The following is a 15,767-nucleotide window of genomic DNA, read 5'->3' on the forward strand; positions in this document are numbered from 1 at the left end:
AAGAATCGACGGGTTCGCGGCTGACCTTACAGACGCTGGGCGACGGCTTCCATGGCTCCGGCGATTTCATGCACAAGCGTCACCGCCATCGACCGGAACGCCATGATCCGGTAGCCCTCACCCTCGCGCGTGATCGACACGGTCATGTGCCCCAGCAAGGTGCGCACCGACGTCCCGTCCGGGAACATCGCGGGCCGCATGTCGACGGGCACCAGCCGCGCCAGAACCTCGGCCGCTTCGTGGCCGTCAAGGCGCACCGTGGCCCAGGCGTCGGTCTGATCGGTGACGGCGGCGATCCCGTCCAGCCCGTCGGGCGCCGGACCGGTCAGCAGGTACTGCCCCTGCCCGAACCAGATCGCCTGGACCGAGCCGTTGCCGGTGGCACCGCCGATGCTCGGCAAGGTGATGCCATGGGCGGACTGCAATGTATCCGACACCGCCCCCGCCTGCCCCTTGAAGGGCGCGATGGAGGTCAAGGCCTTCGGCACGATCTCCGTCAGCGTGAAGGGGCCATGCGAGACGGGCAGCAGCCCGTCGCAGGGGGTCTTGGCGGTCAGGTCAAGCACGGGCGCGTCCTCCGTCCGGGTCGAAGAAGACGGGGCTGACGACTTCGCACAGGGTTTCGATATCCTTGGTCCGGTCCACCATGCGGATCCGGTCGCCCATCCGGTCGGGGCCACGCTCAAGGAACGCCAGCCCGATCATGTGCCCCAGCGTCGGCGAATAGCAGACGGAGGTCACGTAGCCCTGATCGTTCTCGGGCGAGATCCGCGCCCCTTCCCGGAACAGGTGCGCGCCGGAGACAAGCTGCTGCACCTCGCCCACGGGCTTCAGCCCGACAAGCTGCGCCCGGCTGTTGGCCACAAGCCCGGGCCGCGCGGCCATCACCTTGCCGATGCAATCCTTCTTCGCGGAAATCATCCGCCCCATCCCAAGATCGAACGCCGTGGTCCGGCCATGCAGTTCGGCATGGGTCAGGAAGCCCTTTTCGATCCTGAGGACGTTCAACGCCTCCATCCCGTACATCCCGCCGTCGATTGCCTCGGCCTTGGCCACCAGCGCGTCGAACAGGCTCGCGCCAAAGCGTGCGGGAACGGCGATTTCCCAGCCCTGCTCGCCCGAGAACGAGATCCGGAACAGGCGCCCATCGACACCGCCCACCTTCACCGGCCCGCAGGACATGAAGGGCCAGCCACCGAGCGACGTGCCCAGCAGATCTTCCAGCAAGTCTCGCGACTTCGGCCCGGCAACGGCGAACTGCGCCCATTGCTCGGTGACCGAGATCGTCGCCACATCCAGATCCCGCCGCAGCACCTGTTTCGCGAAATCCAGATGGCGCATCACCTCTCCCGCAGCGGCGGTGGTGGTGGTCATCAGGTAGTGGTTTTCCCCCAGCCGCGCGGTGGTGCCATCGTCCATCACGTGCCCGTCTTCGCGCAGCATCAGGCCATAACGCACACGACCTTCCTTCAGCGACGAAAAGAGCCCGGTATAGACGAAATCCAGCAGCGCCGCCGCGCCCGGACCCTGAATGTCGATCTTGCCCAGGGTCGAGACATCGGCCACGCCCACGGCATTCCTGACATAGCGCACCTCCCGGTCGCAGGCCTGCCGCCAGTGGGTTTCCCCCGGCGCCGGGAAGTAGGTCGGCCTGTACCACAGCCCCGCCTCGATCATCGGCGCACCGCGTTCGACGGTCGCGGCGTGCGAGGTCATGAACCGTTGCGGCGCAAAGCTCTGCCCCCGGCCCCCGGCACCCATTGCCGCGATCGACACGGGGCTGAAGGGCGGGCGAAACGTGGTCGTGCCCGTCTCGGGAATCGCGCGGCCGGTCGCGTCGGCCAGTACAGCCAGCGCGGTGACGTTCGACATCTTGCCCTGATCGGTGGCCATGCCCTGCGTCGTGTAGCGCTTCATGTGCTCGACCGACTGGAAGTTCTCCTGCGCGGCCTGCTTCACGTCCTTGACGGTGACGTCGTTCTGGAAATCGAGCCAGGAGCGCCCCTTCCCCGGCACCGCCCAGAGCGGAGAGATCCGGCCCGCGTCGGCACCGGCGTCGGGCAGGTCCACGTCGGGCGAGGTCATGCCCAGTTCCCGCAGCGCGGTTTTCGCGGCCGAGGCCCCATCGGCCAGGCAGGCCGCCGTCGCGAAGACACCGTTGCAGGCGCCCGCAGGGATCAGCCCGGGCACGGCGCCGGGGGCCGGCACGAAGGCCAGCAGATCGTCACGCCAGACCGGGCGGCTGTTCATGTGACACGTCAGATGCACCGCAGGGTTCCACCCGCCGGAGATGGCAAGGCAATCCGTCATCAGGCTCTGTTCACCCTTCGACGTGCGGTAGGTGACGCTTTCCAGCCGCTTCCGCCCCGCCGTGTTGCAGACCTGCGCGCCGCGGATCACCTCGAAATCGGGTGACTTCGGCGCATCGTGGCGGCTGTCGAGCACCGCCGCCACCGATACCCCTGCCGCGACCAGATCGCGTGCGGTGCGGTGGGCGTCGTCATTGTTGGCGAACACGGTCACGGCCCGGCCCGAGCTGACACCCCAGCGGTTCAGATAGGCGCGCACGGCGCCTGCCGTCATGATGCCGGGGCGGTCGTTGTTGCGGAAGGCAATCGCGCGTTCCAGCGCGCCCGCCGCCAGCACCGACCGCTTCGCCGCGATCCGCCAGAAGCATTCGCGGGGGCCGCGGCCTTCCGGGAACCGCTCCAGCGCGCCAAAGGTGCCCTGATCGTAGGCGCCGGTGACGGTGGTGCGGGACATGCAGCGGACATTGGGCATCGCGTTCAGCTTCGCCCACGTGCTTTCCGCCCATGCGTGGGCGGGCTGGCCTGCGATGTCCTCGACCTCGCCCGTCAGCTGCCCGCCGGGGGCGAAACCTTCATCGGCCAGGATCACGTCGGCCCCGGCCTCTCCCGCAACAAGCGCGGCCATCAGGCCTGCGGGGCCCGCGCCGATCACCAGCAGGTCGCAGAACAGGAAGCCCTTCTCGGTATCCGCCGGATCGTGCTGTCCGGACAATGCGCCCAAGCCCGCCGCGCGGCGGATGGCGGGTTCGTACACCTTCTCCCAGAAGCTCCGCGGCCACATGAACGTCTTGTAGTAGAAGCCCGAGCCAAGGAACCGCGCGGCCATGTCGTTGACCGACAACACGTCGAAACCCAGCGACGGCCAGCGGTTCTGCGAGGTGACGGCCAGCCCTTCGGCAAGCTCCACCATCGTTGCGCGTTCGTTGGGCGATGCCTCTGCGCCCCTGCCTACCGTTACCAGAGCATTCGGTTCAGCGCTCCCCGCGGTCAGGATGCCCCGCGGACGGTGATACTTGAACGACCGCCCCACCATGCGGACATCATTGGCCAGCAGGGCCGAGGCGAGCGTATCCCCCGGATGGCCTTCGTACCGCGCGCCGTCAAAGGTGAAGGCGATGCGGCTCTCCCGGTCGATCCGGCCCCTGTCCTTGACCCTCATGCCGCGCCCTCCCCGCCGGCCAGCACGGCGTCCGAGATCTCGTGCGTGGCGGTGTTGCGGGTGACCTCGATCCATGCGGTGCAGCCGGCATGGTGGTACCAGAATTCCCGGATCGGGCCTGCGGGGTTGTCCCGCAGGTGCAGGTACTCCTCCCACGCCTCCGTCCCGGCATCGGGCGCGGGGCGATCCAGCGCCGTGCCGCGATAGATGAATTCGCGGCTGTCGCGGGGGCCGCAGATCGGACAGGGCAGTCTCATGTGTGTCGGGTCCCCATCATGGCCTGGATGTTCGTCATTTGGTCTGTCTCAGTGCAGGTTGTGCTGAGAGCCGGTGCCCTCTTCATCCATCAGCCCGATGCCCGACGCGAACCGGTCGAGCCTCAGCCCGGCGGCGGCCTCGTGCGGGGTGTCGGTGGCGATCAGGTGGGCGAAGGTGTGGCCCGATCCCGGCGTCGCCTTGAAGCCGCCATAGCACCAGCCGCAATTCAGATAGAGCCCGTCGACCGGCGCCTTGTCGATGATGGGCGAGCCATCGGGCGTCATGTCCACGATCCCGCCCCAGCTGCGCAGCACCTTGGCCTTGCCGATCATGGGCATCAGCGCCATGCCCGCTTCCATCACGTGCTCGGCCGCGGGCAGATTGCCCCGCGCGGCGTAGGAGGCGTAGTAATCAAGGTCGCCCCCGAAGACGAGCCCGCCCTTGTCGGACTGGCTGATATAGAAGTGGCCCATGCCGAAGGTGACGACATTATCAATCACGGGTTTCAGCCCCTCGGTGACGAAGGCCTGCAGGATGTTGGATTCGATCGGCAGCCGCAGGCCCGCCATCGCGGCCACCTGGGAAGACCGTCCGGCGGCGGCCAGCCCGATCTTCTTGGCCCGGATCGGCCCGCGTGTCGTCTGGACGCCGGTGACACGGCCATGTTCGATGTCGATACCGGTGACTTCACAGTTCTGGATCAGGTCGACCCCGCGCATGTCGGCGCCGCGGGCAAAGCCCCAGGCCACGGCGTCGTGGCGCGCGGTGCCGCCGCGGGGGTGATAAAGCCCGCCATAGATCGGGAAGCGCGCGTTGTCGTGATCGAGATAGGGCAGCATCCTCCGCACGCCGTCGCGGTCCAGGATGATCGCGTCGTCGCCCTGGATCAGCATCGCGTTGGCGCGCCGCACGGCATAGTCGCGCTGGCCGTCGGAGTGGAACAGGTTGATGACGCCGCGCTGCGAATGCATGACGTTGTAGTTCAGATCCTGCTCCAACCCTTCCCAGAGCTTCAGAGAATGGGAGTAGAATTCGGTATTGCCGGGCATCGCGTAATTGGCGCGCACGATGGTCGTGTTGCGCCCCACGTTGCCGCCGCCAAGATAGCCCTTTTCCAGCACGGCAATGTTCGTCAACCCGTGGGTCCGCGCAAGGTAATAGGCCGTGGCCAGACCATGCCCGCCGCCGCCAACAATGATGATGTCGTAGTCCGGCTTCGGCTCGGGGGAGCGCCAGTGCGGGCGCCAGCCACGGTTGCCGGTCAGCCCTTCCTTCAGGATCCGCGCTGCGGAAAATCGCATGGTTCTCTCCGGACAGAAACGGGAGCGAACGCCCCCGCGCCGACAGGAGTAGCAGGGGCGATGCAGCGGCGCAGCCTGTTTGCGCCGATAAATTGTCACACGGCGACGTCCCGCCCGGGCACCGAAATCCATGCGTCCGGCGGGCCGCACGGAAAGGCGTTACCGAACGCCTTTCCGCATGTCCGTTTCACCAACGTGCTTCAAGCCGCTTGGGCCCACGCCCGCCCGTCGGTCAGAGACCCTTTGCGCGATAGCTCGCCGCCACCCGGTCGATGGACACAAGGTAAGCCGCCGTCCGCAGGTCCGGCACATCGTCGCGGCTGAGCCACACTTCGCGCATCGCCTGGTAGGCAATCCGCATCGTGTCATCGAGCCCCGAGCGTACCAGTTCCAGCTCCCCCGCCCCGCGCAGATATTTCTCCTTGAACGCGGGCGTCAGAGACCATGCGTCACCCATCTTCTGGTCCAGCCGTTCCAGTTCCGACACGATCAGCTGGTGGCGCGATTCCTCGTCCCGCCTTTGCATGCGGCCGAAGCGGATATGGGACAGGTTCTTGACCCATTCGAAATACGACACGGTCACACCGCCCGCGTTGGCATACATGTCGGGGATGATGACCACGCCCTTTTCGCGCAGGATATCGTCGGCCCCGGCCGTGATCGGGCCATTCGCCGCCTCGATGATCAGCTTGGCGTTGATCCGGTGCGCGTTTTCCAGCGTGATCACGCCTTCCATGGCCGCCGGGATCAGGATGTCGCACTCTTCCTCCAGCACCGCCGTGCCCTTGGCCGTGTGGGCCGCGTCGGGAAAGCCCGTCACGCCGCCATGGCTGACGATCCAGTTGCGCACCGCTTCGACATCCAGACCGGCCGGATTGAACAGCGCCCCGTCATGTTCGATGATGCCCGTGACCTTCGCGCCGTCCAGTTCCGACAGGAACTTGGCCGCGTGATAGCCCACGTTGCCCAGGCCCTGCACGATGACCCGCTTGCCGTCGAGCGTACCCTGCAGGCCGGCGCGCGCCTTGTCCTCCTGGTGCCGGAAGAATTCCTGCGCCGCGTATTGCACGCCCCGGCCCGTTGCCTCGACCCGGCCGGCAATACCGCCCGCGTTCAGCGGCTTGCCCGTCACGCACGCCCGCGAATTGATGTCGGTGGTGTGCATCCGCGCGTACTGGTCGGCGATCCAGGCCATCTCGCGTTCGCTGGTGCCCATGTCGGGGGCGGGGACGTTCTGCGACGGGTTGATCAGATCGCGCTTGATCAGTTCGTAGGCGAAGCGCCGGGTGATCAGTTCCAGTTCATGCTCGTCATACTGGCGCGGATCGATCCGCAGCCCGCCTTTCGAGCCGCCGAACGGCGCTTCGACCAGCGAGCACTTGTAGGTCATCAGGGCGGCGAGCGCCTCGACCTCGTCCTGGTTCACGCCCATCGAGAAGCGGATGCCGCCCTTGACGGGTTCCATGTGTTCGGAATGGACGGACCTGTAGCCGGTGAAGGTCTGGATCGTGCCGCGCAACCGGACGCCGAAACGCACCGTGTAGGTCGCGTTGCAGACGCGGATCTTTTCTTCCAGCCCGGGGGGCAGATCCATCAACGCCGCTGCGCGGTTGAACATCAGATCCACGCTTTCGCGGAATGACGGTTCCTGTCTCGGAGCCATTCTGTCTCCTCCTCTGCGATTCGCCTTTGCGCACTATGGGCATTGCCCGATGACGGCTTGGTTAATGCCCGGATGGCGGAAGATCCGCCGCAGGCCCGTCGGGCCGGCCTGGCATGGTTTTGCGAGCCCGGGCGCCACTCGGCCCGCCGGCCCGTCGGTCGTCCTGCCTCCTTGCCGGATGACGTCTGTCCGGACCTTCCCGAAGAGATCCCGTTGAACAACCCATACAGGAACGGATTGATCCGGTCATCGGCAACATGACCAAACGGCAACGCCGGACGGTGCCAGGTGGCGGCCCCGGGCCCGCACCCGGTTCGCCCCACCCGCCCTCCCCGGTCGGATCGCCGACGCGATCCTCCCTTGCGAACCGGGCGCGGGCCCTTTTCGCAGCGGTGCACGTTACCGGCCCGGTCCGTTCAGCGGTTGACGATCATCGCGGCCAGCGTATCCGCCATGGCCTTGGTCTGCCCGGCGGACAGCACACCGCCGACACCGACCCGCCGGCCCAGCCGCCACCAGAGCCCCGGCTTCCACGCGCGCGCCTGTTTCGACGCGGTCCGCACGAGAAACCCGTTCGACGGCTTGAAGGCCAGAACCCCGCGTTCGACCGCAACGATATCGGCGATCTCGGCCAGAACCATGCCGCTGCCGTCGCGCAATTGGGTCCCGGTCAGTTCGATGGACACCGACGTCGACCGGTGCATCGCCATTGCCAGCCAGAACGCCAGTCCGCCAGCCGCCAGCAACCCCAGCTGCCGCGGCAGGTGAAACGGGATGCTCATCGCGAGATACACAAGCAGGGCGGCCAGCAGCCCGATCATCCCCACGCCAAGCCAGCGCCGCCCCGGCGCCACATCGATCCGCGCAATCACCTCGTCCGTCATCGCCAATCCCCCGTTCCGGCTTCGTCCCTAATCGCAAGGGGGTATGGGGGCAATGCCCCCTTGAAGGCGGGGGTGCGGGGGCGGCAGCCCCCGCTTCGGTCGGATCGCCCGCAGGCGATCCGAAACCACTGTTCACGTCTGCACAGTGCCTCTCCTCCCGGCGCCACTATGTCCCGGCCCTTCCCTCCCCTACATTCACCCGTGAACCCCAGTGGAGGCAAACATGTCCCTCAGACCCACGCTCGAAACCCGCCGCGCCACGCCCACGCTGGAAGGCGCCGGCGTCAAGCTGCACCGCGCCTTCGGCTTCCAGGACCCGTCCGAGCTCGACCCGTTCCTGCTCTTCGACGATTTCCGCAACGAACGCCCCGAGGATTTCATCCGCGGCTTCCCCTGGCACCCGCACCGGGGGATCGAGACCATCACCTATGTGCTCTCCGGCAGTGTCGAACACTCCGACAGCCTCGGCAACGCGGGCACGCTGGGCGCCGGCGACGTGCAATGGATGACGGCCGGGTCGGGCATCCTCCACCAGGAGATGCCCGAAGGCAACGCGCGCGGCCAGATGCATGGCTTCCAGCTCTGGGGCAACCTGCCGTCGTCGCAGAAGATGACCGCGCCGCGCTACCAGGACGTGACCGCGGCTGACATCCCCGAGATCGTCGACGATGACGGCACACGGGTGAAGATCGTCGTCGGCACGTTCTGGGGCAAGACGGGCCCGGTCGACGGCATCGCTGCCGATCCCCAGTACCTCGACATTTACGTGCCGCCCGGCGTGAAGAAGACCTTCCCGGTGGACACCTACCGCCGTGCCTTCGCCTACGTCTTCGACGGCGCCGGCGCCTTTGCCGATGCGTCTGCGCCGCAGGGCGTGCTGCTGGAAAAGGAAGTGATGGGCCAGGAGGTCAACATCCGCGACATGTCCGGCGACCGCACGCTGGTCCGCTTCGGCACGGGCGACGAGGTGACGGTCCAGGCCGGCCCGAAAGGCATCCGGTTCCTGCTGATCTCGGGCGCACCGATCGACGAACCCGTCGCCTGGCACGGTCCCATCGTGATGAACACGCAAGACGAACTCCGCCAGGCCTTCAAGGAACTGCGCAGCGGCACCTTTATCCGACCCGCGCACTGACCCCCTAAACGAACGCCCGCCGCGAGCCCCGTGCCCCCGCGGCGGGCAAGGAGGATCGCGGCACGCGATCCGACGGGGGTGGGCCGGGCGGGTCCGCAGCGGGGGCGCGGGGCGTCACGCGATCACGGACCTGCGGACCATGTCCCAGTAGATCTCGGCCACCCGCTCGCGCGACAGCCGCCCCGCCGGGCGATACCATGTCGTGACACCCGTCAGCATCGCGATCACCGCGAGCGTCGCCAGTTTCGGATCCGTCACCGCGACCTCGCCCGAGGCGATGCCAGCCCGCAGGATCCCCTCCAGCTCATCCTCGTAGACGCGCCGCAGCCGCTCGATCTCGGCGAAATTCCCGGGGCTCAGGTTCCGCAGCTCCATGTAGGCGATGAAGACGGCATCCGGCCGGTCCAGGTGAAAGACGATGTGAAACCGGGTAAACGCCTCCAGCTGCGCCAGGGCGCCCGCACCCTCTCCCACCGCCTCACGCTCTGCCTCCCGCGCCGCCAGCAGCTCTTCCATGTGCCGCTGCATCAGGCCGAACAGCAGGCTCTGCTTGTCGGGGATGTAGTTATAGAGTGCCCCCGCCTGCAGCCCGACCTCGCCGGCGATCTGGCGCATCGACACGGCCGCATAGCCATGCGCCGCGAACAGCTTCAGCGCCGCGTCCTGTATCCGCGGGCCGGTGATGTCGGAATGTGATCCGGTGGTGCGTGCCATCCCGGGCACGCTAGCCCATGCCCGCCCTCGGAAAAAGCAAGTTCGCCGCCCCGCCCCGCCCGTGACGCTTGTGCCGCGCCGCGCGACGCGGCATCAACGGGGTCTGAAACCCGCAGGATCCCGCAATGCGCCCCAGACCCGACATGGCCCGACCCGGCCCCCGCCTCGCGGGCGCGCTGCTCGTGGCGGCACTGTGCCTTTCGGCCTGCGAAAAGGTCCCGGGCCTCGACGACCCGCTGCCGCCGGATCTTGAAAAGGCAGACTATCCCGCGCTGGTTCCCCTGCCCCCGTCGCTCTTCGACGTGACCAGCCCGGACGACGATGCCAGCGAGGTCGAGGCGGATCTGAGCGCGCGCGCCAGCCGGTTGAAGTCCCGGGCCAACGCGCTGCGCCAGCAGACACCGCCCGACTGATCCCTGCCTGCCCATGCTTCGCAAGGGCGCGTTGCACCTTTACGCCAATAGGGCTAAGCCAGCAGTGAATGCAGGTGCAGCAAAGCCCTGCGGGAACAACATGGAAAGGAGACGCGGATGGCAGATCCGTTGCGTCTGGGTATCGCCGGGCTTGGAACCGTTGGAGCAGGGGTGGTGGGCATCGTCCAGCGCCATGCAGATCTTCTGACAGCCCGCACCGGACGTACAATCGCCATCACGTCCGTCTCTGCCCGCGACCGGTCCAAGGACCGCGGCGTCGACCTGTCGGCCTATGCGTGGGAAGACGATCCCGTGACCCTTGCCAAACGCGATGACGTGGACATCTTCGTCGAACTGATGGGCGGCGACAGCGGCCCGGCACTCGACGCCACGAAGGCCGCGCTGGCGGCCGGCAAGGATGTCGTCACCGCCAACAAGGCCATGCTGGCCCATCACGGACAGGCGCTTGCCGAAGCGGCCGAAGCGGCTGGCCGCACGATCCGGTTCGAAGCCGCCGTCGCCGGCGGCATCCCGGTGGTCAAGGCGCTGACGGAATCGCTCGCCGGCAACAAGATCACCCGCGTGATGGGGGTCATGAACGGGACCTGCAATTACATCCTGACCCGGATGGAAAGCGCGGGCCTGCCCTATGATGACGTCTTTGCCGAAGCCGATGCGCTCGGGTTCCTCGAAGCCGATCCAACGCTCGACGTCGGCGGGATCGACGCCGGGCACAAGCTGGCGCTGCTCGCGTCGATTGCCTTCGGCACCAAGCCCGATTTCGACGGCATGCGGATCGAGGGGATCGAGCGGATTTCCATCGACGATATCAACCGCGCCGCAGACATGGGCTATCGCATCAAGCTTCTGGGCGTGGCCCAGCAGACGGCCGACGGCGTCGAACAGCGGATGCAGCCCTGCCTTGTGCCCGCAAGCTCTCCCATCGGGCAGCTGGAAGGCGGCACCAACATGGTGGTGATCGAAGGCGACGCGGTCGAACAGATCGTGCTGCGCGGCCCCGGCGCGGGCCAAGGCCCGACCGCCAGTGCGGTGATGGGCGATGTCTGCGACCTGGCCCGCGGCATCCGCATCCCGACCTTCGGGCAGCCCGCCGGCACGCTGGCCGACAGCCCCCCGGCCCGGTCCGCCCGGCCCGCGCCCTATTACCTGCGGATGACACTGGCCGACAAACCCGGCGCGTTGGCCAAGGTGGCGACCATCCTGGGCCAGCACGAGCTGTCCATCGACAGGATGCGGCAATACGACCACGCCGAACTCGAGGCGCCGGTGCTTATCGTGACGCACGCCGCCGCCCCGGATGCGCTCGACGCGGCCCTGCGTGCGCTGGAGACGACCGATGTCGTCCTGGCCCCGCCCGTCGCGCTCCGGATCGAAGCGGTATGATCTTTCCGGCCCCGCGGAATATCGCGTGGCCCATCGTTGCGACCCTATTCAGACCGGAGTGATTTCATGACTACCCAAACCAGCGATTTCGACGACGACATGCTCTCGCTCGCCATCGCCCGGGTCTCGGAGATGGCGGCCATCGCTTCGGCCAAGCTGATCGGACGCGGCGACAAGGAAGCCGCCGACCAGGCCGCCGTGAACGCGATGCGGGAAGAGCTGAACAAGCTGGCCATCGCCGGTGTCGTCGTGATCGGCGAAGGCGAACGCGACGAGGCGCCGATGCTCTATATCGGCGAAGAGGTCGGCACCGGCGAAGGCCCGGGCGTCGACATCGCGCTGGACCCGCTGGAAGGCACCTCGCTGACCGCGGTGGACATGCCCAACGCGCTGACCGTGATCTCGATGGGCCCGCGGCATTCGATGCTGCACGCGCCCGACGTCTACATGGAAAAGCTGGCCATCGGGCCGGGCTATGCCGACGGTGTCGTGCAGCTGTCGATGAGCCCGGCCGAGCGGGTCGAGGCGCTGGCCGCCGCCAAGGGCGTAGCGCCGGGCGACATCAAGGTCTGCATCCTCGACCGTCCGCGGCACGAGGAGATGATCGCGGGCGTGCGGTCGACCGGGGCCGCGGTGCGCCTGATCTCCGACGGTGACGTGGCCGGCGTGATGCATTGCGCCGAACCCGGCACGGGCATCGACATGTACATGGGCTCGGGCGGGGCGCCGGAAGGCGTGCTGGCGGCCTCGGCGCTGAAATGCATGGGCGGGCAGATCCAGACGAAGCTGCTGTTCCGCAACGATGACGAACGCGGCCGCGCGGCCAAAGCCGGGATCACGGACCTGGACCGCATCTACAACCGCGACGACATGGTGTCGGGCGACGTGCTGTTCGCCGCGTCGGGCGTGACCGGCGGGTCGCTGCTGCCGGAAGTGAAGAAGGCCGGGGGCCGGGTCATCACCGAGACGCTGGTGCTGCGGTCGAAAACCGGCGAGGTCCGCCGCATCCGCCGCGAGGCACCGCTGGACTGATCTTCCCGGCCGGGACTGGCGCGGTTGGCGTGCGCCTCCGGCGGGAGTATTTGGAGAAAGAAGAAGGCCGGGAGGGGGTTCCCGGCCTTTTGCATCGGGGGAGCGGGCATGAGCTATCTGGGGGTCGAGACATCGTTGACGGGGCGGCGCTGGGTCGGGCCGACGCTGGAGGCCGACCGGGCCGCCGACGCCATGGTGCGCATCACGGGGCTCGACCGCGCGGTGTGCCAGGTGCTGGTGCGCCGCGGCGTGCCGGCAGAGGAGGCGGCGGTGTTTCTTGAGCCCAGGCTGCGCGATCTGCTGCCCGATCCCCGGACCCTGAAGGACATGGAAAAGGCCGCGGCGCGGGTCCTGTCGGCGGTCAGCCGGCGCGAGAAGATCGCCATCTTTGCCGATTACGATGTCGATGGCGGGTCTTCGGCCGCGCTTCTGATCACGTGGCTGCGCGCGCTGGGGCGCGAGGCGACGCTGTATGTGCCCGACCGGATCGACGAGGGCTACGGCCCCAACGTCCCCGCCATGCAGGCGCTGGCGAAAGCGCATGACCTGATCATCTGCGTCGATTGCGGGACGCTGTCGCACGAACCCATCGCCGCGGCGACGGGCGCGGATGTCGTGGTGCTGGACCACCATCTGGGGGGCGAGACGCTGCCGACCGCGCTGGCGGTCGTGAACCCGAACCGGCAGGATGAGGATGGCGATCTGGGCTATCTTTGCGCGGCCGGGGTGGTCTTCCTGATGCTGGTCGAAGCCGGGCGGCAGATGCGCGAGGCCGGCGCCAAGGGGCCGGACCTGATGGCGCTGCTGGATCTGGTGGCGCTGGCCACCGTGGCCGACGTGGCGCCGCTGATCGGCGTGAACCGCGCGCTGGTGCGGCAGGGGCTGGTGATCATGGCGCGGCGGGAACGGGCCGGGCTGGTGGCCTTGTGCGATGTCTCGCGGCTGGATACGGCACCGACCTGCTATTCGCTGGGCTTCCTGCTGGGCCCACGGGTCAATGCCGGCGGGCGGATCGGCAAGGCGGATCTTGGCGCGCGGCTCCTGTCCACACTCGACCCGCACGAGGCGCAGGCCATGGCCGCGCGGCTGGACGAGCTGAACACCGACCGCCGCGCGATCGAGGCCGCGGTGCGCGAGACCGCGATGGCACAGGCCGAAGCCCGCGGGCTGGAGGCGCCGCTGGTCTGGGCGGCGGGCGAAGGCTGGCATCCGGGCGTCGTGGGCATCGTGGCCGCACGGCTGAAGGAGGCCACGAACCGACCTGCCGTGGTGATCGGGCTGGCGGGCGACGAGGGCAAGGGATCGGGCCGGTCGGTGGCGGGTGTCGATCTGGGCGCCTCGATCCACCGGCTGGAAAGCGAGGGCCTGCTGCTCCGCGGCGGCGGACACAAGATGGCGGCCGGGCTGACCGTCGCGCGCGACAAGCTGGAACCGGCGATGGAGCGACTGTCCGAACTCCTGGGAAAGCAGGGGGCAGGTGCGGCGGGTCCGGCCGATCTGCGGCTGGACGGCACGCTGATGGCATCGGCCGCACAGGTCCCGCTGATCGAGAAGATCGAGACGGCAGGCCCCTACGGCGCGGGCGCCCCTGCCCCGCGTTTCGCGCTGCCCGACATGGGCGTGACCTTTGCCAAGCAGGTGGGCGAAGGCCACCTGAAAGTGACGCTGACCGATGGCATGGGCACGAAGCTGGAGGCGATCTCGTTCGGCGCGTGGGACAGCCCCCTGGGCCAGCGGATGGCGCAGCACGGCGGCGGGCGCTTTCACGTTGCGGGACGGCTTGAGGTCAACACCTGGAACGGCCGGCAGACCGCGCAGCTGAAGCTGGACGACGCCGCCGAAGCGGGCTGAAACGGCGGCCCGGGCGGACGTCGCGGCACCCGCAAAAAAGCGTGCCCGGGCCGCGATTTTTCCCTTGCGCGGCCGCGGCGGATTCCATAGGTAACCGCTCACGCCGCGTGGCCCGTTCGTCTATCGGTTAGGACGCCAGGTTTTCAACCTGGAAAGAGGGGTTCGATTCCCCTACGGGCTACCACTTTTCTTCCCACATTCCCGCGCATTGACCGCAGCCTTTCGGCACCGTTGCAACGACGGTGGCCTGCCTCCTTTCCGTGGTTCCATGGCTGGGTCGCCTCCTGCGAATCAGCCTCCCGACTGTGGTTCCGCCTGTACCCTTGGCATGGATTGCCGGGACGCGTTTTGCCTGGCTTTCCCGTCATGGCGTCGCCCAAGAAAAGCGCTGGTACACCAGATTGTCAGCTGTCCAGCCGGACACCGGGTAAATGCGTCGGCTTCCCATAGTTCAAAGCCAATTTTTTGCGCGTCTGCAGGCATTTCAGGCTGGAAGTTTGTGCGCGATGCGCGACAATCCGACCTAGTGCGACATTCGGTTTGCACTCTGGTATCTGGTAGACCACAATACCACTGGGGAGGAGCACCGTGCGACGAGGATGAGGAGGTCCGAGGACTCGCACTCCGCTCCACCGAAATTGCAGTCACCCGGCAACACGGCCGACCCCCCGCGAGGTACGCTTCGCGGTCTGGTCTGTTGCGGCAACTGAGACGTAGGAGGACAAGTATTGAGCACCATCACGACGGATACCCCGGTCAAGGGCGATGGCCAGATCGACGCGGGCACCGCACCGGGCGAACCGATCTATCTGGACGCGCCGGGCACCACCCTGAAGGACACGTGGGTCAACGCAGGGCCCGGCATCGCCGCCGCAATGACGGGGATCGGCGCCAGCCACATCATGCACGGCCCAACGGCCGGTGCACAGTTCGGATATGCGCTGCTGTGGATCATTCCCGCAGCCTACATCCTTAAATACTGCTGTTTCGAGTTCGCCCATCGCTACACGATGGTCAAAGGCGAAACCATCATGAACGCCTATGGCCGGGTCGGTCAGTGGCCGTTCTGGTACCTTGGCTTCCAGTCGCTCGCCAACACCTTCGGCATCGCCGGACGGGCGCTTGGCTGCGGTGCGATGCTATGGGCGGCCTTCCCGTTCATGTCGCTCGAGGCATGGTCGATCAGCGTTCTGTTGGTCACGGTCGCGATCCTCTGGCTTGGCAAGTACGAGGTGTTCGAAGGCGTGGTCAAAATCGCGATCATCGTTTTCGCCCTGTCGTCCTTCGTCGCCTTCGCGCTTCAGGCACCGCCCCCGGGCGAATACATGGCACGGCTTCTGCCGTCGCTGCCGCCCGCTGGCGCGATGATCCTGTTCGGGTCCATGTGGGGCTACTTCCCGACCACGACCGAAGTCTCGGCGATGCAGTCGAACTGGGCCGTCGAGAAGAAGAGCGGCATGGTCTACGTCAAGGAGATGCGCGACAAGGGTCACACGGTCGAGGTTCACCCCGACTACAGGGCATCTCTAAAAATTGCCCTGACCTTGGCGCTGCGATATCGTGACTTGGTGAACCGGCATATAGGGGATGCAGCAATGACGCAGATGGGTTTCTTTGATCTTTCGGACCGTTATGCGAGCCTTG

General features: G+C 67.3%; 13 protein-coding genes and 1 tRNA gene. 7 read left to right on the plus strand and 7 right to left on the minus strand.

The annotated features are described in order from the left end of the window. Positions 1–26: 26 nt before the first annotated feature. From D4754_RS12605 to D4754_RS12630, 6 genes are all read right to left on the minus strand, one after another. Positions 27–566: a sarcosine oxidase subunit gamma gene (locus D4754_RS12605; protein ID WP_121064027.1), complete on the minus strand. Its 540-nt coding sequence runs from the start codon at positions 564–566 to the stop codon at positions 27–29. Then, positions 559–3,468 carry a sarcosine oxidase subunit alpha family protein gene (locus D4754_RS12610; RefSeq protein WP_121064029.1) on the minus strand — a complete coding sequence of 970 codons (2,910 nt, stop codon included), beginning with the start codon at positions 3,466–3,468 and terminating at the stop codon, positions 559–561. The genes D4754_RS12605 and D4754_RS12610 overlap by 8 nt, the downstream gene beginning before the upstream one ends. Beyond that, positions 3,465–3,725: a sarcosine oxidase subunit delta gene (locus tag D4754_RS12615; protein WP_121064031.1), complete on the minus strand. Its 261-nt coding sequence runs from the start codon at positions 3,723–3,725 to the stop codon at positions 3,465–3,467. Before D4754_RS12615 ends, D4754_RS12610 begins: the two co-directional genes overlap by 4 nt. 48 nt (positions 3,726–3,773) lie before the next feature. Further along, on the minus strand, positions 3,774–5,027 hold the full coding sequence (locus D4754_RS12620; protein WP_121064033.1) for a sarcosine oxidase subunit beta family protein: 1,254 nt from the start codon (positions 5,025–5,027) through the stop codon (positions 3,774–3,776). A gap of 232 nt (positions 5,028–5,259) precedes the next feature. Beyond that, entirely contained in the window at positions 5,260–6,690 is a 1,431-nt protein-coding gene (locus D4754_RS12625) for a Glu/Leu/Phe/Val family dehydrogenase (protein ID WP_121064035.1), read from the minus strand. Positions 6,691–7,106: 416 nt separating this feature from the next. Further along, positions 7,107–7,574 (minus strand): hypothetical protein, encoded by a 468-nt coding sequence (locus tag D4754_RS12630; RefSeq protein ID WP_121064126.1) that lies wholly within the window; start codon positions 7,572–7,574, stop codon positions 7,107–7,109. Positions 7,575–7,797: 223 nt separating this feature from the next. Between D4754_RS12630 and D4754_RS12635 the strand changes: the two genes are divergently transcribed. Further along, on the plus strand, positions 7,798–8,709 hold the full coding sequence (locus tag D4754_RS12635) for a pirin family protein (RefSeq protein WP_121064037.1): 912 nt from the start codon (positions 7,798–7,800) through the stop codon (positions 8,707–8,709). 114 nt (positions 8,710–8,823) lie between these two features. On the opposite strand, the gene D4754_RS12640 is transcribed toward D4754_RS12635, so the two are convergent. Further along, entirely contained in the window at positions 8,824–9,423 is a 600-nt protein-coding gene (locus D4754_RS12640; protein ID WP_121064039.1) for a TetR/AcrR family transcriptional regulator, read from the minus strand. A gap of 125 nt (positions 9,424–9,548) precedes the next feature. Between D4754_RS12640 and D4754_RS12645 the strand changes: the two genes are divergently transcribed. The 6 genes from D4754_RS12645 to D4754_RS12670 form a co-directional block, all read left to right on the plus strand. Further along, entirely contained in the window at positions 9,549–9,836 is a 288-nt protein-coding gene (locus D4754_RS12645; protein WP_121064041.1) for a hypothetical protein, read from the plus strand. A 117-nt stretch (positions 9,837–9,953) separates the two neighbouring features. Beyond that, complete coding sequence (locus tag D4754_RS12650) at positions 9,954–11,240, plus strand: homoserine dehydrogenase (protein ID WP_121064043.1); 1,287 nt, start codon at positions 9,954–9,956, stop codon at positions 11,238–11,240. Between the two features lie 66 nt (positions 11,241–11,306). Further along, a complete protein-coding gene (gene glpX, locus D4754_RS12655) occupies positions 11,307–12,272 on the plus strand; it encodes a class II fructose-bisphosphatase (protein ID WP_121064045.1) in 966 nt (321 codons plus the stop codon). 108 nt (positions 12,273–12,380) lie between these two features. Further along, the gene (recJ, locus tag D4754_RS12660; RefSeq protein WP_121064047.1) at positions 12,381–14,123 is read left to right on the plus strand and encodes a single-stranded-DNA-specific exonuclease RecJ; all 1,743 of its coding nucleotides are present in this window, start codon (positions 12,381–12,383) and stop codon (positions 14,121–14,123) included. 109 nt (positions 14,124–14,232) lie between these two features. Further along, positions 14,233–14,307 (plus strand) — tRNA-Glu (locus D4754_RS12665). A 544-nt stretch (positions 14,308–14,851) separates the two neighbouring features. Continuing rightward, positions 14,852–15,767: Nramp family divalent metal transporter (locus D4754_RS12670; protein ID WP_205589625.1), on the plus strand; the 916-nt coding region annotated here is incomplete at its 3' end.

Source organism: Chachezhania antarctica (assembly GCF_003646465.1).
GTDB classification, from domain to species: Bacteria; Pseudomonadota; Alphaproteobacteria; order Rhodobacterales; family Rhodobacteraceae; genus Chachezhania; species Chachezhania antarctica.

What these genes read in the sequence shown, in the direction of transcription:
- D4754_RS12610 (WP_121064029.1), bottom strand. Translation starts at nt 3,468, where the DNA reads ATGAGGGTCAAGGACAGGGGCCGGATCGACCGGGAGAGCCGCATCGCC.
- D4754_RS12615 (WP_121064031.1), bottom strand. Translation starts at nt 3,725, where the DNA reads ATGAGACTGCCCTGTCCGATCTGCGGCCCCCGCGACAGCCGCGAATTC.
- D4754_RS12620 (WP_121064033.1), bottom strand. Translation starts at nt 5,027, where the DNA reads ATGCGATTTTCCGCAGCGCGGATCCTGAAGGAAGGGCTGACCGGCAAC.
- D4754_RS12625 (WP_121064035.1), bottom strand. Translation starts at nt 6,690, where the DNA reads ATGGCTCCGAGACAGGAACCGTCATTCCGCGAAAGCGTGGATCTGATG.
- D4754_RS12630 (WP_121064126.1), bottom strand. Translation starts at nt 7,574, where the DNA reads ATGACGGACGAGGTGATTGCGCGGATCGATGTGGCGCCGGGGCGGCGC.
- D4754_RS12635 (WP_121064037.1), top strand. Translation starts at nt 7,798, where the DNA reads ATGTCCCTCAGACCCACGCTCGAAACCCGCCGCGCCACGCCCACGCTG.
- D4754_RS12640 (WP_121064039.1), bottom strand. Translation starts at nt 9,423, where the DNA reads ATGGCACGCACCACCGGATCACATTCCGACATCACCGGCCCGCGGATA.
- D4754_RS12645 (WP_121064041.1), top strand. Translation starts at nt 9,549, where the DNA reads ATGCGCCCCAGACCCGACATGGCCCGACCCGGCCCCCGCCTCGCGGGC.
- D4754_RS12650 (WP_121064043.1), top strand. Translation starts at nt 9,954, where the DNA reads ATGGCAGATCCGTTGCGTCTGGGTATCGCCGGGCTTGGAACCGTTGGA.
- glpX (WP_121064045.1), top strand. Translation starts at nt 11,307, where the DNA reads ATGACTACCCAAACCAGCGATTTCGACGACGACATGCTCTCGCTCGCC.
- recJ (WP_121064047.1), top strand. Translation starts at nt 12,381, where the DNA reads ATGAGCTATCTGGGGGTCGAGACATCGTTGACGGGGCGGCGCTGGGTC.